Below are 25,641 nucleotides of genomic sequence, written 5' to 3' on the forward strand. Positions count from 1 at the left end.
GTGTCTAGATCGTGAACAGCGGCAAAACCCTGGACCCTTCTTGCCTGCACATTCGCGATCGGCCCAGATCACGCTCAGGTCTCGATTACGCTGGTCAGGCTGTCCATAGGCGTACACAGCCATCCGATCCGAGGGGAAGCATGACGGCCCGACATGAGGAGATCGCGGACGAACTGCGACGCGCGATCGACCGCGAGGAGTACACGGTGGGTGCCCTGCTGCCGCCGGAGACCGACCTCGCGGCCAACTACGGCGTCTCGCGCGGCACGGTCCGCCAGGCCGTCGCTGCCCTGACCGCGGAGGGACTCATCGGCTCGCGGCAGGGTGCCCGCCGGGTGGTCCTGGCCAGCCGCCGCAGCCAGAGCTTCGCGGAACTGCGCAGCTTCGCGCAGTGGGCGCGGGCGATGGGCCGCGAGGCGTCGGGGCACGTGGTGGCGCAGGAGTACCGGCAGGCCACGAAGGAGGACGCCGGGCGTCTCCAACTGCCCTCGGACAGCCGGGTGCTGCACGTCCTGCGGGTGCGGGGTCTCGACGGTGAACCCGTCCTGCTGGAGCGGACCGTCTACGCGGACTGGATCTCCACGGCGGTGGAGTCGATAGAGCCCGACTGCCCCTCCGTCACCCAGCGGCTCTACGAGAACACGGGCCTGGTGTTCGCGTACGGGGAGCATGTGATCGACGCGGTCTCGGCAGGCGCCCAGGACGCCGAACTGCTCGGCGTCCGTCGCACCAGCCCACTGCTGCGGGTCCGCCGGGTCACCACCACCCGCGAAGGGCGCCCGGTGGAGTGGTCGGACGACCGCTACCGCTCGGACGCCGTGAGCTTCAGCGTGCGCAACTCGATCGGGAACAACGCGCTGGCGCGCAAGACGGCAGGATGAACGCGCTCCCCGAGAGGGGCCCCCTCCCCGGAGGGGGCTACGTAGGTGAGCCCGAGGAGAACCGGCGCAGCAACGGCGACAGGACGAGCACCGATTTGGTGCGCTCCACGAACGGCTCCCCGGCGATGCGCTCCAGCACGCGCTCGAAGTGGCGCATGTCGGAGGCGAAGACCTGGGCGACGGCGTCCGCCTCCCCGGTGACGGTGGATGCGGCCACGACCTCCTGGTAGCGCTCCAGGCCCCGTTGGATGGTCTCCGGCGAGGTGTTGCGCCGGCAGTAGATCTCGACGAACCCCTCGGTCTCCCAGCCGAGCGCGCCCGGGTCCACCCGCACGGTGAACCCGGTGATGGCGCCGGTCGCGCGCAGCCGGTCCACACGCCGCTTCACCGCGGGGGCGGACAGGCCGATCATCTGCCCGATGTCCGCGTAGGAGCGGCGGGCGTCCTCGGCAAGGGCGTGGACGATGCGTTCGTCGAGATCGTTCAGCAAGGCGGGCTGTTCACTTCTCTGTGATGACCTGTGATGACTGCGGTCGACGCGGGCTCCGCGGCGGCGGGCCGGGAGCGGCGGTGGCCATACAGGAAGTAGACCATGAGCGGACGGGCCGTCCGCGCCGGTCCGGGCTCAGAGGCGCCGGGGCTCGTCAGCACCTGGCCTCGTGGCCCGGCTCCAGCTGCGCTTCCGGGTCCGGGGCCAGGTCCTTGACGAGGAATGTGCAGGGATCGGCCTGCTCATGCGTGACACCGTCCGCGTCCTCGTACGACCAGCAGTTCACATACGGGATGAGCGGCCGGTAGCCGAGCCGTGCGTACAGGGCCGCGGCGCGCGTGTTGGCCTCGTCGACGCCGAGGCCGATCACCGGGCGGCCACGCTCCCGCGCCAGTTCCTCCGCCGCACGGATCAAGGCGCTGCCTGTGCCGCGCGAGCGCAGTTCTTCGGGCCAGACGGCGAGCCCGTTGATCTCGGGGCAGCCGGGCCGGGCGGCGCGCACTTCGGGCGCGTCGCAGCCGCCCCAGCGGACCTCCGCGTGCCCCACGGGCCGCCCCTCGGCCCAGGCGACCAGGTAGGTGCCCTCCCCCGCCTCCTGGCACCCGAAACGGCGGGCGTGGGAGGAGGCGACTCCGGGTGAGCCGATGTAACGGTCGAGCAGCACCACATCGGCCGCCCGGCAGACAGTGATCTCCATGCACGCGACCGTAGGCGCCCGGCGTCGCCGCGGTCCTCTGGTTTTCGTCCGCACACGCCCGCGGCCCTTGTCGCGCCCGCCGAAGGCGGAACAAGGGCCGCGGTCAAGGGATTCGGAGATCCGGGGATCCCGGGATCCGGGGATCCGGGGATCCGGGGATCCGGGGATCCGGGGATCCGGGGATCCGGGGATCCGGGGATCCGGGGATCCGGGGATCCGGGGATCCGGGTCAGCTCCAGCTGGCGTGCAGCGGCTTGCCCTCCGCGTAGCCCGCCGCGCTCTGGATGCCCACGACGGCCCGTTCGGCGAACTCCTCGAGGGAGTTGGCGCCCGCGTAGGTGCACGAGGAGCGGACACCCGCGATGATCGAGTCGATCAGGTCCTCCACACCGGGACGGGCCGGGTCGAGGAACATGCGGGAGGTCGAGATGCCCTCCTCGAACAGCGCCTTGCGGGCGCGGTCGTACGCCGACTCCTCCGACGTGCGGTTGCGCACCGCGCGCGCCGACGCCATGCCGAACGACTCCTTGTAGAGGCGGCCGTTCGCGTCCTGCTGGAGGTCGCCCGGGGACTCGTACGTGCCCGCGAACCAGGAGCCGATCATCACGTTGGACGCACCGGCGGCCAGCGCCATCGCGACGTCACGCGGGTGGCGGACACCGCCGTCGGCCCACACGTGCTTGCCGAACTTCCGCGCCTCGGCGGCGCACTCCAGGACCGCCGAGAACTGCGGGCGGCCGACGCCCGTCATCATGCGCGTGGTGCACATGGCGCCGGGGCCCACACCGACCTTGATGATGTCCGCGCCGGCCTCGACCAGATCGCGCACGCCCTCGGCGGCGACGATGTTGCCCGCCACGATCGGTACCTGCGGGTCCAGCGCCCGCACGGTCCTGATCGCGTTGAGCATCGACTCCTGGTGACCGTGCGCGGTGTCGATGACAAGCGTGTCGACGCCCGCGTCGAGCAGCTGCTTGGCCTTGCCCGCGACATCGCCGTTGATGCCGACGGCGGCGGCGATGCGCAGCCTGCCGCCCGCGTCGGTGGCCGGGGTGTAGAGCGTGGCGCGCAGGGCGCCCTTGCGGGTGAGGATCCCCGCGAGCTTGCCGTCCTTGTCGACGGCGGGCGCGTAGCGGCGGTTGGCGCCGTCGAGGGTGTTGAAGGCCTCACGCGGGTCGATGCCGGCGTCTAGGAGCAGCAGGTCCCTCGACATCACGACTTCGAGCTGGGTGAAGCGGTCCACGCCGGAGAGGTCGGCGTCGGTCACCACGCCGACGGGCCGGTGCTCGTCGTCCACGACCACACCGGCGTTGTGCGCCCGCTTGGGCAGCAGGGCGAGCGCGTCGGCCACGGTCTGGTGCGGGGCGAGCACGATCGGGGTGTCCAGCACCAGGTGGCGGCTCTTGACCCAGGAGATCACCTCGGTCACCACGTCGATCGGGATGTCCTGCGGAATGACGGCCAGACCACCGCGCCGGGCCATCGTCTCCGCCATACGGCGGCCGGCGATGGCGGTCATGTTGGCGACGACCAGCGGGATGGTGGTGCCCGTGCCGTCCGGGGCGGCGAGGTCCACGCCCTGGCGGGAACCCACGGCGCTGCGGCTCGGCACCATGAAGACGTCGTCGTACGTCAGGTCGTACGCGGGCCGGATGTCATTGAGGAAACGCACGTGCTGCACATCCCAGTCGATCAGAGGCGGCCCCCGGACAGGTCAGCCAGGGGGAGAGCACGTACTTCATTGTCCCATGGCAGGGGGTGTGCGGTCCCTGGACGGATCGTCCAGGCAGGTCAGCCGGGCCTTCGTGGGATCCTCCAAGGAGGAGGGCCATCGCGTGCCCGGAGTCCGGCCATCCCGCGGGCGGTCGGGCCCGGCTCCGGCTCAGCCGCTCTTCACGGTGATGTCCCCATTGCCGGTCTCCACTGCGAGCGCGTATCTGCCGGACGGGTCGTCGGGGACATCGATGTGCTTGCCGCCGTTGTCCGTCTGGGCGCTCACCCGATAGCCGGCCCGCGGCATGGCCAGGGTGACGGCGCCGTTGGACGTCTTGGCACGCACGTCGGCCGGGGTGTCCGGCGTCAGGCTGATGCTGCCGTTGGAGGTCCGGGCCTCGATGCGGTCGCTCCTCATGCCCTTGCCGGTGATCTCGCCGTCGCTGGTCCTCGCCTCCACCGTGCCGGTCACGCCGTTCATCTCGATGTCACCGGAGCTGGTCGTCACCTTGACCGCGCCGACCCTGGCCAGATGGACGGACCCGCTGGAAGCCTCTCCGACGACCGGGATTCCCGCCGGCACGTCCACGGTGTAGTCGACCGAGCAGCGGCTGCCGCAGCCTCCGAGGATCAGCACACCGTCCTCGATCCGGTGAGTGGCTCCGCGGGGCTCGTCGCCCCGGTAGCCGATCTTGCGGTGCAGCGAGAAGGGGCCGCCGCCCGGGACGCCGTTGACCGTGACACCGCCCGACCCGATGTCCAGCCGGATCGAGGTGATCTTCCCCGAGAGCGTGCTGTCGTCCTCGTAGGTCTTCTCCCCCACCAGACCGCACGCGGCGAGTGCGCCGATGGCGATACCGGCCACCGCGAAGATCCCTGAGCGGCGAAGTGACCGACGCATGAATGTCCCCCGGTTCTGATGCAGAGTCGCCTGAGCGGGCGTGAAACAAGCGCTGGTCCGAGGCCGTTGTGGCCTGAACGCTCAACGACACTATCGCCGTCGCAAACCGCGCGACCATGGGGTAAACCCCCGGGTCCGCACACGGGAACACCTGGTCGGCCTCAGGGGGCGTGCGGCCCCCGCCCGGATCACGCGGGTACGTCGGCCGGGTCTTCGTGGGCTCCCCCGAGGACGAGGGCCACCGCGAGAGCCGGCATCCGGTCCATCGCCTCGGCGAACACCTCCCGGGCCATCGCCCACTCCTCGGGCCGTGCCTTCGCGTACTGCTGCCAGCCCCGCACCGCGAGCAGCAGGCCCTTGTCCGCGGCACCGCCCGGCCAGACCGTGTGGTCGGTGAGCGAGTCGGCGAGCGCGTCCCAGTTGCGGCCGAACCAGCCCGGAAGGCCGAGTGCGACGACGACCCGCTCCATGAACGCGGCCTTGTCCATGGCCCCCTGGAGGTCCAGCGTGACCAGGAGCCGGCAGGCGAGGTCGTCGGACATCTCAGTACTCCCTGAAGGCGTGGTAGGGAGCGCCCGGGCACAGGGCACGCGAGAGGACATACCGCCGCGGCACGGCATGCATGCCGCCGCGGCCCCCGCGTGCCCGGTAACGGCAGGTCACGACCCGTCCGGGTCCGCCCGGTGCAGGGCCGGCTTGGGCGCTGGTCCCGCCGTCATCAGATAGTCCGCCGCGGCCGTGTCCGTCACCAGGCTGGTGACGAGCCCGGACCGCAGCACCGCGTCGATCGCGGCGGCCTTGCGCTGTCCGCCCGCGATCGCCACGACCTCGGGGATACGGCGCAGCTGGTCCGCCTTTACGGTGATGCACCGCTCCCCCAGGTCCCGTCCGACCCGGCGGCCCTCGGTGTCGAAGAGGTGCGCGGCCATCTCGGCGGCGACACCGAGCGAGGCGTAGTGCGCGCGCTCCTCGTCGCTGAGCATGTCGTGCACCGTCGAGATACCGGGCTCCCAGGAGCCGATGGAGACGCAGGCGACCGTGACCTTGTCGAAGTACTCATAGGCGCGGGCGATCCCCGTCTGACTGCGCAGCGCCGCGGCCGTCGCCGCGTCGGGCAGCAGCATCGGCGCGTAGATGGGGTGGGCGTCGCCGCCGGAGACCTGCGCGGCACGGCGCACGGCCTCCACCGAGCCCCGCTCGGAGGTGCCCGCGTCATAGACGCCGGTCAGCTGCACCACCGTGCACGGCGGCAGCCGGTCGAGAGCCGCCGCCATGTGGATGGTGGAGCGTCCCCAGGCCAGGCCCAGCACATCACCCTCGGCGACCAGCTCGCCGAGCAGGTCGGCGGCCACCTCACCGAGGTTCTCGGGGTCGGGCGACTCCTCGGCCTCGGCCGGGGACTCCACCACGACGGCATGTCTGAGGCCGTACCGGGCGCGCAGCGCGTCGGAGCGCTCGGCGTCCAGCTCGGCCGGAACACGGATCTCGATACGCACGAGATCCCGTTCGAGGGCGGTCTCCAGGACCCGGGCCACCTTGAAGCGGCTGACGCCGAACTCCTCAGCGATCTGGATCTTGGACTTGCCCTCGAGATAGAAGCGACGGGCCATGGCCGCCGCCTGCACCAGCTCAGCGGGTCCCATCCGCATGGCTGACCGGCCCGCCGACATACCCGACACGGCCATCTCCTCACTGCTGTTCACACTCTGCATACGCCGTTCATCCTTGCAGATCCGGCGTGCTTGATCAGCCCGGACGGACGGCGTTCAGGTTCCGTTGTCTCAGTCGTCGCAAGCCCATGACGCTCGGGCACTGGCCCGCTCCGCCTGGGTGCGCAGTGCACGTACCGCCGCGGCCGGGTCGGACGCCCCGTACACGGCCGAACCCGCCACGAAGACGTCTGCTCCCGCCTCCGCGCATTGTTCGACGGTGGAGGCCGAGACACCGCCGTCGACCTGGAGCCACAGCTCGAGGCCGTGCTTGCTGATGAGCTCGCGGGTACGGCGGATCTTCGGCAGCATGATGTCCAGGAAGGCCTGTCCGCCGAAGCCGGGCTCGACCGTCATGATCAACAGCATGTCGAGCTCGGGCAGCAGGTCCTCGTACGGCTCGATGGGAGTCGCGGGCTTCAGGGCCATGGAGGCCCTGGCACCCTTGGCCCGGATCTCGCGGGCGAGCCGCACGGGTGCGGCGGCCGCCTCGACGTGGAAGGTGACGGATCCGGCACCCGCTTCGACGTACTGCGGTGCCCACCGATCGGCGTCCTCGATCATGAGGTGGCAGTCCAGCGGAGTGTCCGTCGCCCGGGCCAGAGACTCTACGACCGGTACGCCGAGCGTGAGGTTCGGGACGAAGTGGTTGTCCATGACGTCGACGTGGAGCCAGTCGGCGCCCTCCACTGCCTTCGCCTCCTCGGCGAGGCGGGCGAAGTCGGCGGACAGGATGCTGGGGTTGATCTGCACGGCCATGACCCAAGCCTGCCATGCCCCGGGCCGGTTGTTGCCGCCGGTCCGCCCCCTGGACCGCTTCGAGGCGTTCCTCGGCCTCCGGCCGCCTCAGGCGGTACGGCGCACGAGCGCCAGATACATCGCGTCGGTGCCGTGCAGATGCGGCCACAGCTGGACGTCCGGGCCCTCGCCGAGCGCCGGGACGCCCGGGAGGAGGGGCCGGGCATCGAGGAGGTCGGCGCCGGGGAACTCCTTGATGACGTCGGCGACCACGGCACGGGTCTCGGCGAGATGCGGCGAGCAGGTGGCGTACCCGACCACACCTCCGACACGTACCGCCTCCAGGGCCGTGCGCAGCAGGGCGCGCTGGAGCGGTCCGAAGCCGTCCAGGTCCTCGGGACGGCGTCGCCAGCGGGCCTCGGGCCTGCGGCGCAGCGCCCCGAGTCCGGTGCAGGGCACGTCCATCAGGACCCGGTCGAAGCTGCCGGGCCGCCACGGCGGACGGGTGCCGTCGGCGGCGATGACCTGGTACGGGCCGGGGTTCCCGGCCAGTGCCTTCGCCACCAGGCCGGCACGGTGCGGCTGCTTCTCGGAGGCCAGCAGCACCGCCCCGCGCTCGGCGGCGAGCGCCGCGAGCAGGGCCGCCTTGCCGCCGGGTCCCGCGCATCCGTCGAGCCACTTCTCGTCGGGCCCTTCCAGGGGCGCGTTCGCGAGGGCCAGCGCGACGAGCTGGCTGCCCTCGTCCTGGACGCCCGCGCGCCCTTCGCGCACGGCGTCCACGGCACCGGGCTCACCGCCCTCGGTGAGCCGGACCGCGTACGGGGACCAGCGCCCCGGCATCGCGGCTTCCTCACGCAGCAGTTCCTCGGTGCCGGACCGGCCGGGACGGGCGACGAGCGTGACCTCGGGCCGCTCGTTGTCGGCCTCCAGGAGGTCCTCGATCCCGGCGCGGGGGCCGCCCAGGGAGTCCCACAGGGCGGAGACGACCCAGCGCGGGTGCGAGTGCACCACGGCCAGGTGCTCCTCGGGGTCCTCGTCGTACGGCGGTGCCACGCGCCGCAGCCAGCCGTCGAGGTCGTCCTGCGCGACCTTGCGCAGCACGGCGTTGACGAACTTGGCCCTCCCGTCACCCAGCACGACCCGGGCGAGCTCGACGGTGGCGGAGACCGCCGCGTGGGAGGGGATGCGGGTCCCGAGCAGTTGGTGGACGCCCAGGCTCAGAACGTCGAGCACGGGCGGGTCGACATCACCGAGCGGCCGGTCGACACAGGCCGCGATGACCGCGTCGTACGTCCCCTGCCGGCGCAGCGTGCCGTAGACCAGCTCGGTGGCGAGCGCCGCGTCGCGCCCGTCGAAGTCGTCGTTCTCCCGTGCCTTGCGCAGCAGGGGCGGGAGGACGAGGTTCGCGTACGCGTCCCGCTCGTCGACGGCCCTGAGCGCCTCGAAGGCGAGGATGCGGACGGGGTCCTTCTTGGGCCTGCGGTACGGCTTGCGGGGACGACGGGGCTGGTCGCTCACGAAGAATGTGCTCCGGGTGTTGGATGACGTGCGCCTCAAGCGTACGTCCCTGGCTGTCGGGAGGGCCGGGGAGGTCAGCTCCCCAGGTTCTCCGAGGCGCCGATCCGCACCCCGCGCGCCCAGTCCGCGGCCCGCATCGGCTTCTTGCCCTGGGCCTGCACCCACAGCAGTTCGACGGCGTAGGAGCCGGTTCCGGCGTACACGTCGTTCTTGCCGACGGCCAGCTGCCCGGGGGCGAGGTCGGTGCGCTCGGGCACGGGGACGACCTGGATCAGCTTGAGGCGCTCGCCCCGGAAGGCGGTCCACGCGCCGGGGGCGGGAGTGCAGGCGCGCACCATGCGGTCGACACGGAGGGCGGGCGCGGACCAGTCGACGTGCGCGTCCTCCACCATGATCTTCGGCGCGAGCGTGACGCCGTCGGCGGGCTGCGGCACGGCCTTGAGGCTGCCGTCCTCGATGCCGTCCATGGTGGCCTCGAGCAGTCCCGCGCCGGCGAAGGCGAGGCGGGTGAGCAGGTCGCCGCTGGTGTCGGTGGGCCGGATCCGCTCGGTGACGGTGCCGTAGACGGGGCCGGAGTCGAGTCCTTCCTCGATGAGGAAGGTGGAGGCGCCGGTGATCTCGTCGCCCGCCAGGATCGAGTGCTGCACGGGGGCGGCGCCGCGCCAGGCGGGAAGCAGGGAGAAGTGGAGGTTGACCCAGCCGTGCGAGGGGACGTCGAGGGCCACGCGCGGCAGGAGCGCTCCATAGGCGACGACGGGACAGCAGTCGGGCGCGATCTGCCGCAGCCGGGCGAGGAAGTCCTCGTCCCGGGGCTTGCTCGGCCTGAGGATCTCGATCCCCGCCTCGGCCGCCCGTTCGGCCACGGGGCTGGCGACCAGCCTGCGCCCGCGCCCCGCCGGAGCGTCGGGCCGTGTGACGACGGCTGCCACCTCGTGCCGCTGGGACGCGATCAGGGCGTCCAGGGCGGGAACGGCGACCTCGGGGGTACCTGCGAAGACGAGCCTCATGGGTGGGTGACGGCCTCTCGGGCGGGAGTTCTGACGGACCCGCACCTCTCCGGCGGCGCCGGGTCGGTCGGGCAGCACACCAGTCTATGAGGGCCGGGGGGTGAATGGGGGCGTACGGCATATGCCCTCGCGCCCCCGCACCGTGACCACAGACCCAAAAGCGCGTTGGTCAAGAAAGAGTTGACCGCACAGCGGGCCGCGACGGCGGCCCGATCCTTTTCAACGCCGGTTCGAGAGGCTTGTTCATGGCCGACCACGCAACCCACGACGCCCAGGCCCGGGCGAGCCTGCACTTGCTGGTGCGGGACATCGAGCGGGTCCGCCGGCAGGTGGACGCACTGCGCACCCTCACCGCCCAGTTGGGCAACGTCTACCGCCCGCGTCGTTCCGGCCCGTCCACGGGCTTCGTCGTCTACGGACGCGCCCCCGCCCCGACGGTCCGCCTCGCCCAGGAGTTGCGGGACAGCGTCGAGACGCTGGTCACGGCGGCCGTGGACTTCGACCGTTCGCTCGGCTTCTCCTGGGACGCGGTGGGATCGGCCCTCGGCGTCACCAAGCAGGCCGTCCACCGGCGTTACGGCGCCCGTCGCGCGGCCACCCCACCCTCCCCGGAGACCGAACGTGCGCCCGAACCAACCGGCACCCGCACCCTCAACGCGAGCGCGGGCCTGCCCACGGTCCCGGCAGCCCGCGCCATGCCGACCCAGCCCTCAGCCTCCACCCCCACGCCGTTCCCCAGCCCGCGCAACGGCTGACCGCCTCCACCGCCCCGCGCCCCGGGAAGGGACGCGGGGCACTGTCGCTCTGTGGCCCCGCCGCACGGGAGAGCGCGCCCAGCGCGCTTGAAGGGGGCGCGGATCTCCATCGGCATGCGGCTCCGCCGCGCGGGCGCGGGCGGACACGACGAACCCAGGGCCGGAGCACGGCGGGTCAGCCCCTGTAGGCGACAGGAGACGCGCACATCCTCCAGCCCCCGCAGGCGCCCGTCAGCCGATGTCCAGCGGATCGATGCGGATCCGCACCGCCTCACGCGCCCCCCGCGCCATCCGCGCGGCCACCGCGGCCTTCAGCACCGAAGCCAACACCGCCCCGCTCCCCGGCGGCACCCGCACCAGCGCCCGCTCCCCCGGCAACGCCGGAGCAACACCCCGCGCTTGTGCCCCTACGCCTCCGGACACCGGAACCGGCCCCAGCACCTCCGCGTCCTGCGGCAACCGCACCCCGCCCAGGAACTCCGTCACCGCCCCGACCGGCCCGGTCACCGCCGCCATCCGGGACACCGGAGGGAATCCCAGCTCGGCCCGCTCGGCGAGCTCCCGCACCGCGTGCCCGACGGGGTCCCACCGCACGAGCGCCTGAACGGGCCGCAGCGTCGGCTCGGCGACGACCACGACGGTTCCGCCGGCCGGCTGGGGCCGTACGAGCGCGGCGGCGCCGATCCACCGCCGCAAAGCCTCCTCGCCCGCCCGCAGGTCCGGACGCCCCAGCATGGCCCACGCGTCGAGGAGCACCGCCGCCGTGTACCCGCCCTCGGCGACCGGCTCGGCGCCGGGGGTGCTGACGACCAGGGCAGGGGTCCCCGGCACCGTGTCCAGCACCTGCTCACGACCCGAGGTCCGCACCGGGACGGCGGGAAAGGCCCGCCCCAGCTCCTCGGCGGTCCGCCGTGCGCCGACGACCTGGGCGCGCAGCCGGAACGCGCCGCACTCGGGGCAGTGCCAGGCGCTCTCCGGCTGCCCGCACCATCCGCAGCACAGCTCCCCCGCCTCCTGGGCGGCCAGCGGCCCCGCGCAGTGCCGGCACCGGGCGGGGGCGCGGCACCGCGCACAGGCCAGCCGGGGCACATAGCCCCGCCGTGGCACCTGCACCAGCACGGGTCCCTGCCGCAGTCCGTCCCGTATGACCTCCCAGGCGAGCGTCGGCAGGCGTGCCGCCCGCGCGGCCTCGTCCCGCGCAAGGTCCCCGTCACCCACGGTCCGCACGAGGGGCGCGGCGGCCCGAACCTGCTCGCGGTCGGCCACGAGCGCTGCGGCCCAGCCGCTCTCGACAAGCTGGGCGGCCTCGACGGTGCAGCCGCGGCTGCCCAGCAGGAACGCGCACTTGTCGCGTGTCGCCCGGAGTTCCAGCACCTCGCGGACATGGGGGAAGGGGGCGTTGTCGTCGCTGTGGCTGGCGTCCCCGTCGTCCCAGACGACGACGAGACCCAGGTCGCGCACCGGCGCGAACATGGCCGCCCGCGTCCCTACGACGGCACGCACCGTGCCGCGCAGCACGGCGAGCCACTCCCGGTACCGCCGCTCCTGCCCGGCGTCGGCGGTCAGAACGGCGTGCAGCCCCTCCCCCAGCAGCTCCCTGAGCGCGGCATCGACCCGCGCGGCGGCCCGCCCGGCGGGCACGACGACCAGGGCGCCCCGTCCCGAGGCGAGCGTGGCCTGCACGGCCCGGGCGATCTCCTCGGCCCACTGGGGGCCGGGCAGCGCGGTCCACACGGCCCGGGGGGCGCCGCCCGATGCCAGCGACCGCAGGAACTCCGGCCCCCTTGAGTACCGCTGCCAGGAGCCGGGAGCCGGGGCGGGAGGCGGCGGAAGCGGTGCACCCGTCTCGGTGGCCTCGGCCTTGGCGTGCCGTGGCGGCACGGCGAGCTGGAGCACATCGGCGATGCTGCCCGCGTACCGGTCGGCGACGGCACGGGCAAGGCTGAGCAGCTCGGGCGTCAGGACGGGCTCGGGTGAGACGACCTGCGCCAGGGCGGCCAGGGGCCCTGTGTAGTCGGACTCGGCGATCCGCTCGACGAGGAAGCCGTCGATGAGTCCGCCGCCCTCACGCCGACCCTCACGCACAGAGCGCCCTCCGGCGCCGAAGCGGACCCGCACCCTCACCCCGGGCTTGGCCACCGCGTCGAGTTCCTTCGGTACGGCGTAGTCGAAGTACCGGTCCAGGTGCAGCACGCCCTTGTCCACCAGCACCCGGGCGACGGGCATTTCCCCGGCCAGCTCGGCCCCCCGCCACGTCCGGGGTTTGGCCCTGGGTTCCTTGGCCTTACGCACGGCCTCACGGATCAGCGCAAGCTGCTCGGGCGGTGCGGCCTCTCCCCCGCCCGCCGGCTGCTGTCCGTTCCCGCTGCTCACGCCTGCATTCTTACCAAATGGCACTGACACCGTCGCCTGCGCGAAGTCGCCCCGGCCCCGGATCCCGCACCCTCCGGCCGTGGGGCCCGTCGCCGCCGTCCACGACGCGCCGAGGCCCGGCACCCCAGAAGGGCGCCGGGCCTCGCAAGACGAGTGGTGCGGGAAGGGCCTACAGCCCGACCGCCTCGCGCAGCGCGTCCACGCGGTCCGTGCGCTCCCAGGTGAAGTCGGGAAGCTCGCGGCCGAAGTGGCCGTAGGCCGCGGTCTGGGCGTAGATCGGGCGCAGCAGGTCGAGGTCGCGGATGATCGCGGCCGGACGGAGGTCGAAGACCTGGTCGATCGCCTTCTCGATCTTCTCGGTCTCGACCTTGTTGGTGCCGAAGGTCTCCACGAACAGACCGACCGGCTCGGCCTTGCCGATCGCGTACGCGATCTGGACCTCGCACCGCGAGGCGAGGCCCGCGGCGACCACGTTCTTCGCGACCCAGCGCATCGCGTACGCGGCCGAGCGGTCCACCTTGGACGGGTCCTTGCCGGAGAAGGCACCGCCGCCGTGGCGGGCCATACCGCCGTACGTGTCGATGATGATCTTGCGGCCGGTCAGGCCGGCGTCGCCCATCGGGCCGCCGATCTCGAAGCGGCCGGTCGGGTTGACCAGGAGGCGGTAGCCGTCGGTCTCCAGCTTGATGCCCTCGTCCAGCAGCGCCTTGAGCTCCGGCTCGACCACGAACTCGCGGATGTCGGGCGACAGCAGGGACTCCAGGTCGATGTCGCTCGCGTGCTGCGAGGAGACGACGACGGTGTCCAGGCGGACCGCCTTGTCGCCGTCGTACTCGATGGTGACCTGGGTCTTCCCGTCAGGGCGCAGGTAGGGGATCGTGCCGTTCTTGCGGACGTCGGACAGGCGCTTCGACAGGCGGTGCGCCAGGAAGATCGGCAGCGGCATCAGCGTCGGCGTCTCGTCGGAGGCGTAGCCGAACATCAGGCCCTGGTCACCGGCGCCCTGGCGGTCGAGCTCGTCCTCGTCACCCTCGACCCGGGACTCGTAGGCCGTGTCCACGCCCTGCGCGATGTCCGGGGACTGGGCGCCGATCGAGACCGACACTCCGCAGGACGCGCCGTCGAATCCCTTCTTCGAGGAGTCGTAGCCGATCTCGAGGATCTTGTTGCGGACGAGGGTCGCGATGTCCGCGTAGGTCTTGGTCGTGACCTCTCCGGCCACGTGCACCAGGCCGGTGGTGATCAGCGTCTCGACGGCGACGCGGGACGTCGGGTCTTCGCGCAGAAGCGCGTCGAGAATGGTGTCGCTGATCTGGTCAGCGATCTTGTCGGGATGACCCTCGGTCACGGACTCCGAGGTGAACAGGCGACGGGACACAACGCTCCCTGTGGTTGCAGCGGCTGCTGGCTGATCATGGGCGGACGGGACGGGGGCTGCGCCCGCCGTCGTCCGAGAAACAGTTTATCGGTCGCGCTCGGCCACCGGTCCAGGCGTCTCGCTTCGCGAGAGCGCTGTGACCTGCGGCACGGGCATTCTGCCCAATGGCACACGCTCTTTTCCAGGGTCGCCACGCGTGAATGTCCACGCCATGCGCACTTCCCCGGGCGAAGACAAGTTTCAGGCCAGACGGCGGGCGACCAGATCCCACACGGTTTCGGCCAGTGCCTCCTTCGGACCGTGGGGCACGGCGGTCTCGCCCCCGTCGGCGCCCAGCACGACCGCCTCGTTCTCCTCGGAGCCGAACGTCTTGCGCTCCCCCACCTCGTTCACCACGAGCAGGTCGCACCCTTTGCGCTCCAGCTTGGCGCGGCCGTTGGCCAGCACGTCGTCCGTCTCCGCGGCGAAGCCGACGACCACCTGGCCGGGCCGGGCACGGTCGGCCGAGACCTCCGCGAGAATGTCTGGATTTCTGACCAGGACGATGGGCTCGGGGTCCTGGCCGTCCTTCTTCTTGATCTTCCCCGAGGCATAGACCGCCGGGCGGAAGTCCGCGACCGCCGCCGCCATCACCACGGCATCCGCGTCCGCGGCCGCCTTGAGCACCGCCTCGCGCAGCTGGACGGCGGTGCCGACCTGGACCACGTCCACTCCGGCCGGGTCGGGCAGACCCGTGTTCGCGGCGATCAGGGTCACCCGCGCGCCTCTGGCGGCGGCGGTGCGGGCGAGGGCGTAGCCCTGCTTGCCGGAGGAGCGGTTGCCGAGGAAGCGAACGGGGTCGAGGGGCTCGCGGGTGCCGCCCGCGCTGACCACGACATGGCGTCCGACGAGGTCGGGCTCTCTCACGCCCCGGGCCAGCACCCTGCGGCAGACCTCGAAGATCTCGGCCGGGTCGGGCAGCCGGCCCTTGCCGGTGTCGACGCCGGTCAGCCGGCCGACGGCCGGTTCGATCACCAGTGCGCCACGGCGTCTGAGAGTCGCCACGTTCTCCTGGGTGGCCGGGTGCTCCCACATCTCCGTGTGCATCGCCGGGGCGAAGACGACCGGGCAGCGGGCGGTCAGGAGCGTGTTGGTCAGGAGGTCGTCGGCGAGTCCGTGCGCCGCCTTGGCGAGCGTGTCGGCCGTCGCCGGGGCCACGACCACCAGGTCGGCCTGCTGGCCGATGCGCACGTGCGGGACCTCGTGGACGTCGTCCCAGACCTCGGTGGAGACGGGGTTGCCGGAGAGGGCGGACCAAGTGGCGGCGCCCACGAAGTGCAGCGCGGAGGCGGTCGGCACCACGCGGACGTCGTGTCCGGACTCGCTGAGTCTGCGCAGCAGCTCACACGCCTTGTAGGCGGCGATCCCGCCGCTGACACCCAGAACGACCTTCGGCTTGCCCACCGGGCCTCCCCGCACTCGACATCCGTACGCCGCGGCTCGTCGGCGTACGCCATCCATGCTGCATCACCGCGGGGACGGCCCCGCCCTCAAAGCAGACCACAGGCCCGACAGCCGGGCTGTCGGGCCTATGGACAAAACCACCTGCGGTCCGCAGATATGACTTACTCCACTGACGCTCCGCGTCGCACTTACTGCGCCGGGCCCTCGATGGCCTCGGAGGTCAGCAGGCCCGCGTTGATCTCGCGCAGGGCGATCGAGAGCGGCTTCTCGTGGACGTGGGTGTCGACGAGAGGACCGACGTACTCGAGGAGGCCCTCGCCGAGCTGCGAGTAGTACGCGTTGATCTGGCGGGCACGCTTGGCCGCGTAGATCACGAGGCTGTACTTCGAGTCCGTGGCCTCGAGGAGCTCGTCGATCGGCGGGTTGATGATGCCCTCGGGCGCGGTGATGGAAGAGGACACGCTCTACCTTCCGAAAGATGGGAAAGATCAGACCTGATCACACAACCCTGATCACACAACGTTCATCAAGGCTAGCAGCTCGCGGGCCACATCCTCGACCGAGGTGTTCACCAGGGTCTCATCGAACTCGGGCTCGGCCGCCAGCTCGGTCTTCGCCGCCTCCAGACGGCGCTCGATCACCTCGGGCGGCTCGGTGCCCCGCCCGGTGAGCCTGCGCACGAGCTCCTCCCAGGAGGGGGGAGCCAGGAACACGAGCGCGGCCTCGGACATGGACTCACGGACCTGCCGGGCGCCCTGGAGGTCGATCTCGAGCAGCACCGGCACACCCGACTCCAGGTGTTCCAGCACCGCGGCCCGCGGCGTGCCGTACCGATTGCCGGCGAACTCGGCCCATTCGAGGAGCTCGCTGTTGGCGATCAGCTTGTCCATCTCATCGTCGGTGACGAAGAAGTAGTGGACTCCGTGCTGCTCACCGGGACGGGGCTTGCGGGTCGTCGCCGACACCGAGAGCCAGACCTCGGGGTGTTCCTTGCGCATATGAGCGACGACCGTGCTCTTACCGACCCCGGAGGGGCCGGAGAGCACGGTCAGCCGCGGACGTTCACTCATGCAGCGATTATTCCAGCAATCCCGGAGTCCCCAGGACTCAGCCGGCGGTGCCACCGAACTCGCGCTCCAAGGAGGCGATCTGGTTGGTACCGAGGCCACGCACACGGCGGCTCTCGGAGATGCCGAGCCGCTCCATGATCTGCTTGGCGCGGACCTTGCCGACGCCCGGCAGGGACTCGAGGAGGGCGGAGACCTTCATCTTGCCGATGACGTCGTTCTCCTGGCCCTGCTTGATGACCTCGTGCAGGGAGGCGCCGGAGTGCTTGAGTCGATTCTTGACCTCGGCCCGCTCCCGGCGAGCCGCGGCGGCCTTTTCGAGCGCGGCTGCGCGCTGTTCAGGGGTAAGGGGCGGAAGAGCCACGCCTACGTCACCTCGGATGTCGAACTGATCGGATACGGACCGGTGAGGAACCTAGTCGCCCCACACCTGGGGAGCCACGAACAACACGCTCGCCCGTGGACTCTCGTCGGAGACTAGCGGTCAAGTGCGCCTGAGTCAGCGAGAACAGCGGAAAAGTCCTGGTCAGCCTCCGCTGAGCCGGACTTTTTGGACATATTGCCCCGGATTTGAGGCTGTATTCAGACTCAGGCCGCCCCGGAGACCCATGTCGCGGGACTCTTCGCAGGACTCGGACGCTGCCCGCGCAAGGCTCAATGGCCCGCCACGGCGGTCCGGATCTCCTCCGCGAAGCGTTCCGCGGCGTCACGGAGCGCGACGACATCGGGACCGTGACGCAGCACGCCCCGGCTGACGTTCGGCACCACATTGCGCACCGCCGTCCCGAAGACCCCGGGAAGATCGGCCGGAGTGGCCCCCTGGGCTCCGATACCGGGCGCGAGCAGAGGACCGTTGATGTCGAGGTCGTACGACGACAGATCGCCGAGCGTGGCGCCCACGACCGCCCCGAAGGAGCCGAGGGGCTCCTGGCCCGCGTTCTCGGCCGCGAGGTGGTCGAGCATCGTCGCCCCCACGTTCCGGCCGTCGGGCCGCACCGCGTGCTGCACCTCGCCGCCCTCCGGGTTCGAGGTCAGGGCGAGCACGAAGAGCCCGGCGCCACTCTCCCGCGCGAGGTCCACGGCAGGCTTCAGCGACCCGTAGCCGAGGTACGGGGAGACGGTGAGCGCGTCGGAGAACAGCGGGGAGTCCTTGCGCAGGAAGGACTCGGCGTAGGCGGCCATGGTGGAGCCGATGTCGCCGCGCTTGGCGTCCATGACCACGAGTGCTCCGGCCGCCCGCGCCTCCTCGACCGTCTTCTCCAGGACGGCGAGGCCGCGCGACCCGAAGCGCTCGAAGAAGGCGCTCTGCGGCTTGAGGACGGCGACCCGCCCGGCCACGGCCTCCACCACGGTGCGGCTGAACCGCTCCAGGCCCGCGACGTCGTCGTTCAGGCCCCAGGCGGCGAGCAGGGAGGCGTGCGGGTCGATGCCGACGCACAGCGGGCCGCGGTCGTTCATGGCGCGACGGAGCCGGGCACCGAAGGGTTCCAGTTCCAGGGTCATGCGGACTTCCTCACATCGGCGCCGACCGCGTCGGCGAGGGTGGCGTACGGGCTGGTGCGCAGGCGCGCCGCGAGGCCCTTGTGGATGGCGCGGCCCCAGAATGGCCCCTCGTAGATGAACGCGCTGTAGCCCTGCACGAGCGTGGCGCCGGCCAGGATGCGCTGCCAGGCGTCCTCCGCGGTCTCGATGCCGCCGACGCCCACGAGGGTGATGCGGTCGCCCACGCGCGCGTAGAGGCGGCGCAGCACCTCCAGGGAGCGCTCCTTGAGCGGAGCGCCCGACAGGCCGCCGGTCTCCTTGACGAGGGCGGGGTCGGACTTCAGGCCGAGTCCGTCGCGCGCGATGGTGGTGTTCGTGGCGATGATCCCGTCGAGGCCGAGTTCCACGGCGAGGTCCGCGACGGCGTCCACGTCCTCGTCGGCGAGGTCGGGGGCGATCTTCACCAGCAGCGGCACGCGGCGGGCCGTGACCGTACGGTCGGCGGCCTCGCGCACCGCGCTCAGCAGGGGGCGCAGCGCCTCGGTCGCCTGGAGATTGCGCAGGCCCGGTGTGTTCGGGGAGGAGACGTTGACCACCAGGTAGTCGGCGTGGGGCGCGAGCCGCTCGGCCGACTTCACGTAGTCGGCGACGGCCTCGGCCTCCGGTACGACCTTGGTCTTGCCGATGTTGACGCCGACGGTCGTCCTGAAGACCGGGCTGCGCGACGCGAGACGGGCCGCCACCGCCAGGGAGCCGTCGTTGTTGAAACCCATGCGGTTGATCAGCGCGCGGTCCGCGACAAGGCGGAACAGCCGCTTCTTCGGGTTGCCGGGCTGCGGCTCACCGGTCACCGTGCCGATCTCGACGTGGTCGAAGCCCAGCATCGACATCCCGTCGATCGCGACCGCGTTCTTGTCGAAGCCCGCCGCGAGCCCGAAGGGGCCGTGCATCCGCAGCCCGAACGCCTCCGTGCGCAGTTCCTTGTGGCGCGGCGCGAGGGCGGCCGCGACGAAGGTGCGCAGCACGGGGACGCGGGCGGCGAGGCGGATCCACCGGAAGGCGAGGTGGTGTGCCTGCTCCGGGTCCATCCGCTGGAAGACCAGACGGAAGAAAATCTTGTACATCTCAGTGTCCTCACAAAGAGGGGGACACCGTTTCCGGTGTCCCCCTCGGGGCTGCTAGTCGCGGGCCGCGGTCAGGTGTTCGGCGTGTTCCTGGAGCGAACGCACTCCTACGTCGCCGTGGTTGAGGGCGTCGATGCCCTGGACGGCCGCGGCGAGGGCCTGGACCGTCGTCAGGCACGGCACGCCGCGTGCCACGGCCGCCGTGCGGATCTCGTAGCCGTCGAGCCGGCCGCCGGTGCCGTACGGGGTGTTGACGATCAGGTCGACCTCGCCGTCGTGGATCAGCTGGACGATGGTCCGCTCACCGTTCGGGCCGGTGCCCTCGGACTGCTTGCGCACGATCGTGGCGTGGATGCCGTTGCGCTTGAGGACCTCGGCGGTGCCCGAGGTGGCGAGCAGCTCGAAGCCGTGGGCGACCAGTTCACGCGCCGGGAAGATCATCGAGCGTTTGTCCCGGTTGGCCACCGAGATGAAGGCTCGTCCCTTGGTCGGCAGCGGTCCGTACGCCCCCGCCTGCGACTTGGCGTAGGCGGTGCCGAAGACGGAGTCGATGCCCATGACCTCGCCGGTGGAGCGCATCTCCGGGCCGAGGACCGTGTCCACGCCGCGTCCGTGGATGTCGCGGAAGCGCGACCACGGCATCACGGCCTCCTTCACGGAGATCGGCGCGTCGAAGGGCAGTTCACCGCCGTCGCCGTGCGCGGGCAGCAGCCCCTCGGCGCGCAGTTCGGCGATGGTCGCGCCCAGCGAGATCCGGGCGGCCGCCTTCGCCAGCGGGACCGCGGTCGCCTTCGAGGTGAAGGGGACGGTCCGGGAAGCGCGCGGGTTGGCCTCCAGGACGTAGAGGATGTCGCCCGCCATCGCGAACTGGATGTTGATCAGACCGCGCACGCCGACACCGCGCGCGATGGCCTCGGTGGAGGCGCGCAGCCGCTTGATGTCGTGCCCGCCGAGCGTGATCGGGGGCAGGGCGCAGGCCGAGTCGCCGGAGTGGATGCCGGCTTCCTCGATGTGTTCCATGACGCCGCCGAGGTAGAGCTCGGTGCCGTCGTAGAGCGCGTCGACGTCGATTTCGATCGCGTCGTCGAGGAACCGGTCCACGAGCACCGGCCGCGAGGGGCTGATCTCGGTGGACTCGGCGATGTAGGAGGACAGCCGCGTCTCGTCGTAGACGATCTCCATGCCGCGCCCGCCGAGCACGTACGAGGGCCGCACGAGGACCGGGTAGCCGATCTCGTCGGCGATCGCCTTGGCCTCGGCGAAGGTCGTCGCGGTGCCGTGCTTGGGCGCGGGCAGACCCGCCTCGGCCAGCACCCGTCCGAACGCTCCGCGGTCCTCGGCTGCGTGGATCGCCTCCGGGGAGGTGCCCACGATCGGCACACCGTTGTCCTTGAGCGCCTGGGACAGGCCGAGCGGGGTCTGGCCTCCGAGCTGGACCACGACGCCCGCGACCGGTCCGGCCTGCTGCTCGGCGTGGACGATCTCCAGCACGTCCTCGAGCGTGAGCGGCTCGAAGTAGAGGCGGTCGGAGGTGTCGTAGTCGGTGGAGACGGTCTCGGGGTTGCAGTTGACCATCACGGTCTCGTAGCCCGCGTCGCTGAGCGCGAAGGAGGCGTGGACACAGGAGTAGTCGAACTCGATGCCCTGGCCGATCCGGTTGGGTCCCGAGCCCAGGATGATGACGGCCGGCTTGGTCCGGGCGGCGACCTCGGTCTCCTCGTCGTAGGAGGAGTAGAAGTACGGCGTCTTCGCGGCGAACTCGGCGGCGCAGGTGTCGACCGTCTTGTAGACCGGGCGTACGCCCAGCGCGTGGCGCACCTCGCGAACGACGTCCTCGCGCAGTCCGCGGATCTCGGCGATCTGCTGGTCGGAGAAGCCGTGCCGCTTGGCCTCGGCGAGCAGTCCGGCGTCCAGGCGCTCGGCCCCGGCCAGCTCGTCCGCGATCTCCTTGATCAGGAAAAGCTGGTCCACGAACCACGGGTCGATCTTCGTGAACTCGAAGACCTCCTCGGGCGTGGCGCCCGCGCGGATGGCCTGCATGACGGTGTTGACACGGCCGTCGGTCGGGCGCACCGCCTCTTCGAGCAGGGTGGACTTGTCGCCCGGCTCGCCGACGAAGGTGAACTGGCTGCCCTTCTTCTCCAGCGAGCGCAGCGCCTTCTGGAACGCCTCGGTGAAGTTGCGGCCGATCGCCATGGCCTCACCGACCGACTTCATGGTCGTGGTGAGTGTGCTGTCGGCGGACGGGAACTTCTCGAACGCGAACCGCGGCGCCTTGACCACCACATAGTCGAGCGTCGGCTCGAAGGAGGCGGGGGTCTCCTGCGTGATGTCGTTCGGGATCTCATCGAGCGTGTAGCCGACGGCCAGCTTGGCCGCGATCTTAGCGATCGGGAAGCCGGTCGCCTTCGAGGCCAGGGCGGACGAGCGCGACACGCGCGGGTTCATCTCGATGACGATCACACGGCCGTCCTCGGGGTTCACCGCGAACTGGATGTTGCAGCCGCCGGTGTCGACGCCGACCTCGCGGATGACGGCGATGCCGATGTCGCGCAGCACCTGGTACTCGCGGTCGGTCAGCGTCATCGCCGGGGCGACGGTGATCGAGTCGCCGGTGTGCACGCCCATGGGGTCGAAGTTCTCGATGGAGCAGACGACCACGACGTTGTCGTGCTTGTCGCGCATCAGCTCCAGCTCGTACTCCTTCCAGCCGAGGATGGACTCCTCCAGGAGCACCTCGGTGGTCGGCGAGAGGGTCAGTCCCTGGCCCGCGATGCGGCGCAGTTCCTCCTCGTCGTGGGCGAAGCCGGATCCGGCGCCGCCCATGGTGAAGGAGGGACGGACGACGACCGGGTAGCCGCCGAGCGTCTCGACTCCGGCGAGCACGTCGTCCATGGAGTGGCAGATCACGGACCGGGCGGACTCTCCGTGCCCGGTCTTGCGGCGGACCTCCGCCACGACCTCCTTGAAGAGGTCGCGGTCCTCGCCCTTGTGGATCGCCTCCACGTTGGCGCCGATCAGCTCGACGCCGTACTTCTCCAGGACGCCGTTGCCGTGCAGGGAGATCGCCGTGTTGAGGGCCGTCTGGCCGCCCAGGGTGGGCAGCAGCGCGTCCGGCCGCTCCTTGGCGATGATCTTCTCGACGAACTCCGGGGTGATCGGCTCCACGTACGTCGCGTCGGCGATCTCGGGGTCGGTCATGATCGTGGCGGGATTGGAGTTGACCAGGACGACCCTGAGTCCCTCGGACCGAAGGACCCGGCATGCCTGGGTGCCGGAGTAGTCGAACTCGGCGGCCTGGCCGATGACGATCGGACCGGAGCCGATCACCAGGACGGACTGGATATCGGTGCGCTTAGGCACGCTGGCCCTCCATCAGGGAGACGAAGCGGTCGAACAGGTAGGCGGCGTCGTGGGGGCCCGCTGCCGCTTCGGGGTGGTACTGGACGCTGAAGGCCGGCCGGTCCAGCAGCTGGAGGCCCTCCACCACGTTGTCGTTGAGGCAGACGTGGGAGACCTCGGCGCGGCCGTAGGGGGTGTCGGACACCGTGTCGAGCGGAGCGTCGACGGCGAAGCCGTGGTTGTGCGCGGTGACCTCGACCTTGCCGGTCGTACGGTCCTGCACGGGCTGGTTGATGCCGCGGTGGCCGTACTTCAGCTTGTAGGTGCCGAAGCCGAGTGCGCGGCCCAGGATCTGGTTGCCGAAGCAGATCCCGAACAGGGGCGTCCCGCGCTCCAGGACGCCCCGCATGACGGAGACCGGGTGGTCGGCGGTGGCCGGGTCGCCCGGGCCGTTGGAGAAGAAGACACCGTCCGGGTTCACCGCGTACACGTCGTCGGCGCTCGCCGTGGCGGGCAGTACGTGCACCTCGATGCCGCGCTCGGCCATGCGGTGCGGGGTCATGCCCTTGATGCCGAGGTCGATCGCGGCGACGGTGAACTTCTTCTCACCGATCGCGGGGACCACGTACGTCCGCTCGGTGGCGACCTCGGCGGAGAGGTCCGCGCCCTTCATCTCGGGGGCCTGGCGCACCTCGGCGAGCATGGTGCCCTCGTCGGGGAGCGCGTTGCCCGAGAAGATGCCGACGCGCATGGCGCCGCCCTCGCGCAGATGGCGGGTGAGCGCCCGGGTGTCGATGCCGCTGATGCCGACGACGCCCTGGTGGCGCAGCTCCTCGTCCAGCGAGCGCTTGGCCCGCCAGTTGGAGGGCACGCGCGCGGGGTCGCGTACGACGTAACCCGCGACCCAGATCCGCTTCGACTCGGGGTCCTCGTCGTTGACGCCGGTGTTGCCGACGTGGGGGGCGGTCATCACGACGACCTGGCGGTGGTACGACGGGTCGGTGAGGGTCTCCTGGTAGCCGGTCATCCCGGTGGAGAACACGGCTTCGCCGAAGGTCACCCCCACGGCCCCGTAGGCACGGCCGCGGAAGATCCGGCCGTCCTCCAGGACGAGTACTGCGGGAACCCTGGAGGCCCCCTTGGTGGAGGTCGTCATCGTGCGCCTTCCGTTGTGTTGATCATCTGGTTCAGGGTGTCGACCCATGCGTTGTGCTCGGCCGCGCGGTCGGAGCGGAACCCGGAGTCGATCAGCTTGTCGCCCAGCTCCCAGGTGACGATCAGCAGGCCGCCCTCGGTGAGGACCTTCCCCGCGATGCCCTTGTCGAGCCGGGCCTCGCGCAGCCGCGCCGCGGGGATGAAGAAGTCGCTCGCCCCGGGGCGTACGACGTCCAGTCCGGCGTCGGTGAGCGTGAGCTCCACCCTGCTGCGGGTTCCCAGGCCGTGCGCCACGATGCGGTCCAGCCACTGCCCCGCGGTGGTGGAGCCGTGGTAGCGGCCGCTCATCGTCAGTCTCGCCTCGCCGGGCTCCGTCGGCGCGCTCGGCAGCTCGGGCAGGTCGCTCTGGAGGGTGCCTCGCCATTTCCAGCCCTCGCGCATCAGCCAGTAGACGAGCGCGACGAACAGCAGGAGTCCCACGAGCCAGCCGATACGGGCGGACCAGTCGGTCACCGGGGCCGACTTCTCTCCGGCGGCGAGTACGGCTCCGTGTGCGGCAGCCGGAAGGTTCAGAGGTGTCACGTGAGCTTCCCGTCGACGAGCGTGGCCTTGCCCCGGAGCCACGTGTGGGTGATACGGCCCGGCAGCTCACGGCCCTCGTACGGAGTGTTGCGGCTGCGCGAGGCGAAGCCCGCGGGGTCCACGGGCCCACGGTATGCCGTGTCGACGAGCGTGAGGTTGGCGGGCTCGCCTGCCGAGACGGGACGGCCGTGCCCGGTGGCGCGGCCGATCATCGCGGGCTTGACGGACATACGGTCGGCGACGCCCGCCCAGTCGAGCAGCCCGGTGTCGACCATCGTCTCCTGGACGACGGACAGCGCGGTCTCCAGGCCGACCATGCCCATGGCGGCGGCGGCCCACTCGCAGTCCTTGTCCTCGTGCGGGTGCGGGGCGTGGTCGGTGGCGACGATGTCGATCGTGCCGTCGGCGAGCGCCTCGCGCAGCGCCCTCACGTCGCGCTCGGTGCGCAACGGCGGGTTGACCTTGTAGACCGGGTTGTAGGAGCGCACCAGTTCGTCGGTGAGCAGGAGGTGGTGCGGGGTGACCTCGGCGGTCACGTCGATGCCGCGGGACTTGGCCCAGCGCACGATCTCGACGGACCCGGCGGTCGACAGATGGCAGATGTGCACCCGGGAGCCGACGTGCTCGGCGAGCAGCACGTCGCGCGCGATGACCGACTCTTCGGCGACCGCCGGCCAGCCGCCGAGGCCGAGCTCCGCGGAGACGACGCCCTCGTTCATCTGGGCGCCCTCGGTCAGCCGCGGCTCCTGCGCGTGCTGGGCGACCACTCCCCCGAACGCCTTCACGTACTCCAGGGCGCGGCGCATGATCACCGCGTCGTCCACGCACTTGCCGTCGTCGGAGAAGACCGTGACGCCCGCCGCGGACTCGTGCATGGCGCCGAGTTCGGCCAGCTTGCGGCCCTCGAGGCCCACGGTGACGGCGCCGATGGGCTGCACGTCGCAGTAGCCGTGCTCCTTGCCGAGCCGGTAGACCTGCTCGACCACACCGGCGGTGTCGGCGACCGGGAACGTGTTGGCCATGGCGAACACGGCCGTGTAGCCGCCGCTCGCGGCGGCGCGCGTACCGGTGAGGACCGTCTCGGAGTCCTCGCGTCCGGGCTCACGCAGGTGGGTGTGCAGGTCGACGAGGCCCGGCAGGAGCACCTTGCCCCCGGCCTCGACCACCTCGGCGCCCTCGGCGGACAGCCCGGTGCCCACGGCCTCGATGACCTCGCCGTCGATCAGGACGTCCTGCGGGTCGCCGCCGAGCACCCGCGCACCGCGGATCAGGATCTTGCTCATGGT

At 71.3% G+C, this 25,641-nt stretch carries 23 protein-coding genes; 2 read left to right on the forward strand and 21 right to left on the reverse strand.

What is annotated here, in order from left to right:
* Positions 1 to 140: 140 nt before the first annotated feature.
* Positions 141 to 881 carry a GntR family transcriptional regulator gene (locus tag ABZ845_RS10755; RefSeq protein ID WP_360976044.1) on the forward strand — a complete coding sequence of 247 codons (741 nt, stop codon included), beginning with the start codon at positions 141 to 143 and terminating at the stop codon, positions 879 to 881.
* 37 nt (positions 882 to 918) lie between these two features.
* Here the strand turns inward: ABZ845_RS10755 and ABZ845_RS10760 are convergent, their stop codons facing one another.
* The 9 genes from ABZ845_RS10760 to fmt all read right to left on the reverse strand — a co-directional run bounded on the left by ABZ845_RS10760 (position 919) and on the right by fmt (position 9,654).
* Complete coding sequence (locus ABZ845_RS10760) at positions 919 to 1,371, reverse strand: Lrp/AsnC family transcriptional regulator (RefSeq protein ID WP_360976047.1); 453 nt, start codon at positions 1,369 to 1,371, stop codon at positions 919 to 921.
* Between the two features lie 154 nt (positions 1,372 to 1,525).
* Complete coding sequence (locus ABZ845_RS10765; RefSeq protein WP_360976050.1) at positions 1,526 to 2,068, reverse strand: GNAT family N-acetyltransferase; 543 nt, start codon at positions 2,066 to 2,068, stop codon at positions 1,526 to 1,528.
* A gap of 229 nt (positions 2,069 to 2,297) precedes the next feature.
* Complete coding sequence (locus tag ABZ845_RS10770; protein ID WP_360976053.1) at positions 2,298 to 3,740, reverse strand: GuaB1 family IMP dehydrogenase-related protein; 1,443 nt, start codon at positions 3,738 to 3,740, stop codon at positions 2,298 to 2,300.
* Between the two features lie 210 nt (positions 3,741 to 3,950).
* Positions 3,951 to 4,682: a DUF4097 family beta strand repeat-containing protein gene (locus ABZ845_RS10775; RefSeq protein WP_360976056.1), complete on the reverse strand. Its 732-nt coding sequence runs from the start codon at positions 4,680 to 4,682 to the stop codon at positions 3,951 to 3,953.
* A 188-nt stretch (positions 4,683 to 4,870) separates the two neighbouring features.
* Positions 4,871 to 5,224, reverse strand: a complete 354-nt coding sequence (locus tag ABZ845_RS10780) for a barstar family protein (RefSeq protein WP_360976059.1) — start codon at positions 5,222 to 5,224, stop codon at positions 4,871 to 4,873.
* 117 nt (positions 5,225 to 5,341) lie between these two features.
* Complete coding sequence (locus tag ABZ845_RS10785) at positions 5,342 to 6,385, reverse strand: sugar-binding domain-containing protein (RefSeq protein WP_360976425.1); 1,044 nt, start codon at positions 6,383 to 6,385, stop codon at positions 5,342 to 5,344.
* Between the two features lie 78 nt (positions 6,386 to 6,463).
* Entirely contained in the window at positions 6,464 to 7,150 is a 687-nt protein-coding gene (gene rpe / locus ABZ845_RS10790) for a ribulose-phosphate 3-epimerase (RefSeq protein WP_360976062.1), read from the reverse strand.
* A gap of 87 nt (positions 7,151 to 7,237) precedes the next feature.
* A complete protein-coding gene (locus tag ABZ845_RS10795) occupies positions 7,238 to 8,647 on the reverse strand; it encodes a transcription antitermination factor NusB (RefSeq protein WP_360976065.1) in 1,410 nt (469 codons plus the stop codon).
* 74 nt (positions 8,648 to 8,721) lie between these two features.
* A complete protein-coding gene (gene fmt, locus ABZ845_RS10800; RefSeq protein WP_360976068.1) occupies positions 8,722 to 9,654 on the reverse strand; it encodes a methionyl-tRNA formyltransferase in 933 nt (310 codons plus the stop codon).
* Positions 9,655 to 9,899: 245 nt separating this feature from the next.
* On the opposite strand from fmt, the gene ABZ845_RS10805 reads away from it, so the two are divergent.
* Complete coding sequence (locus tag ABZ845_RS10805) at positions 9,900 to 10,409, forward strand: hypothetical protein (RefSeq protein WP_360976071.1); 510 nt, start codon at positions 9,900 to 9,902, stop codon at positions 10,407 to 10,409.
* A gap of 231 nt (positions 10,410 to 10,640) precedes the next feature.
* Here the strand turns inward: ABZ845_RS10805 and ABZ845_RS10810 are convergent, their stop codons facing one another.
* The 12 genes from ABZ845_RS10810 to ABZ845_RS10865 all read right to left on the reverse strand — a co-directional run bounded on the left by ABZ845_RS10810 (position 10,641) and on the right by ABZ845_RS10865 (position 25,638).
* Entirely contained in the window at positions 10,641 to 12,782 is a 2,142-nt protein-coding gene (locus ABZ845_RS10810; protein ID WP_360976074.1) for a primosomal protein N', read from the reverse strand.
* A 169-nt stretch (positions 12,783 to 12,951) separates the two neighbouring features.
* Entirely contained in the window at positions 12,952 to 14,160 is a 1,209-nt protein-coding gene (gene metK, locus ABZ845_RS10815) for a methionine adenosyltransferase (RefSeq protein ID WP_360976077.1), read from the reverse strand.
* A 240-nt stretch (positions 14,161 to 14,400) separates the two neighbouring features.
* Complete coding sequence (coaBC, locus tag ABZ845_RS10820) at positions 14,401 to 15,603, reverse strand: bifunctional phosphopantothenoylcysteine decarboxylase/phosphopantothenate--cysteine ligase CoaBC (protein ID WP_360976080.1); 1,203 nt, start codon at positions 15,601 to 15,603, stop codon at positions 14,401 to 14,403.
* 188 nt (positions 15,604 to 15,791) lie between these two features.
* On the reverse strand, positions 15,792 to 16,064 hold the full coding sequence (rpoZ, locus tag ABZ845_RS10825) for a DNA-directed RNA polymerase subunit omega (RefSeq protein WP_005319902.1): 273 nt from the start codon (positions 16,062 to 16,064) through the stop codon (positions 15,792 to 15,794).
* A 51-nt stretch (positions 16,065 to 16,115) separates the two neighbouring features.
* On the reverse strand, positions 16,116 to 16,673 hold the full coding sequence (gene gmk / locus ABZ845_RS10830) for a guanylate kinase (RefSeq protein ID WP_360976083.1): 558 nt from the start codon (positions 16,671 to 16,673) through the stop codon (positions 16,116 to 16,118).
* 37 nt (positions 16,674 to 16,710) lie between these two features.
* Entirely contained in the window at positions 16,711 to 17,034 is a 324-nt protein-coding gene (locus tag ABZ845_RS10835; RefSeq protein ID WP_360976086.1) for an integration host factor, read from the reverse strand.
* 290 nt (positions 17,035 to 17,324) lie between these two features.
* Entirely contained in the window at positions 17,325 to 18,173 is an 849-nt protein-coding gene (gene pyrF, locus ABZ845_RS10840; protein WP_360976089.1) for an orotidine-5'-phosphate decarboxylase, read from the reverse strand.
* A complete protein-coding gene (locus ABZ845_RS10845) occupies positions 18,170 to 19,276 on the reverse strand; it encodes a quinone-dependent dihydroorotate dehydrogenase (RefSeq protein WP_360976092.1) in 1,107 nt (368 codons plus the stop codon). The genes pyrF and ABZ845_RS10845 overlap by 4 nt, the downstream gene beginning before the upstream one ends.
* 54 nt (positions 19,277 to 19,330) lie before the next feature.
* Positions 19,331 to 22,639 (reverse strand): carbamoyl-phosphate synthase large subunit, encoded by a 3,309-nt coding sequence (carB, locus tag ABZ845_RS10850; protein ID WP_360976095.1) that lies wholly within the window; start codon positions 22,637 to 22,639, stop codon positions 19,331 to 19,333.
* Positions 22,632 to 23,774 (reverse strand): glutamine-hydrolyzing carbamoyl-phosphate synthase small subunit, encoded by a 1,143-nt coding sequence (carA, locus tag ABZ845_RS10855; protein WP_360976099.1) that lies wholly within the window; start codon positions 23,772 to 23,774, stop codon positions 22,632 to 22,634. Before carA ends, carB begins: the two co-directional genes overlap by 8 nt.
* Positions 23,771 to 24,355, reverse strand: coding sequence for a hypothetical protein (locus ABZ845_RS10860; RefSeq protein WP_360976102.1), 585 nt, complete (start codon positions 24,353 to 24,355; stop codon positions 23,771 to 23,773). Before ABZ845_RS10860 ends, carA begins: the two co-directional genes overlap by 4 nt.
* A complete protein-coding gene (locus ABZ845_RS10865; RefSeq protein ID WP_360976105.1) occupies positions 24,352 to 25,638 on the reverse strand; it encodes a dihydroorotase in 1,287 nt (428 codons plus the stop codon). The genes ABZ845_RS10860 and ABZ845_RS10865 overlap by 4 nt, the downstream gene beginning before the upstream one ends.
* Positions 25,639 to 25,641 lie beyond the last annotated feature (3 nt).

This window comes from Streptomyces sp. NPDC047022, from assembly GCF_040644155.1.
In the GTDB taxonomy this organism is placed as follows: Bacteria; Actinomycetota; Actinomycetes; order Streptomycetales; family Streptomycetaceae; genus Streptomyces.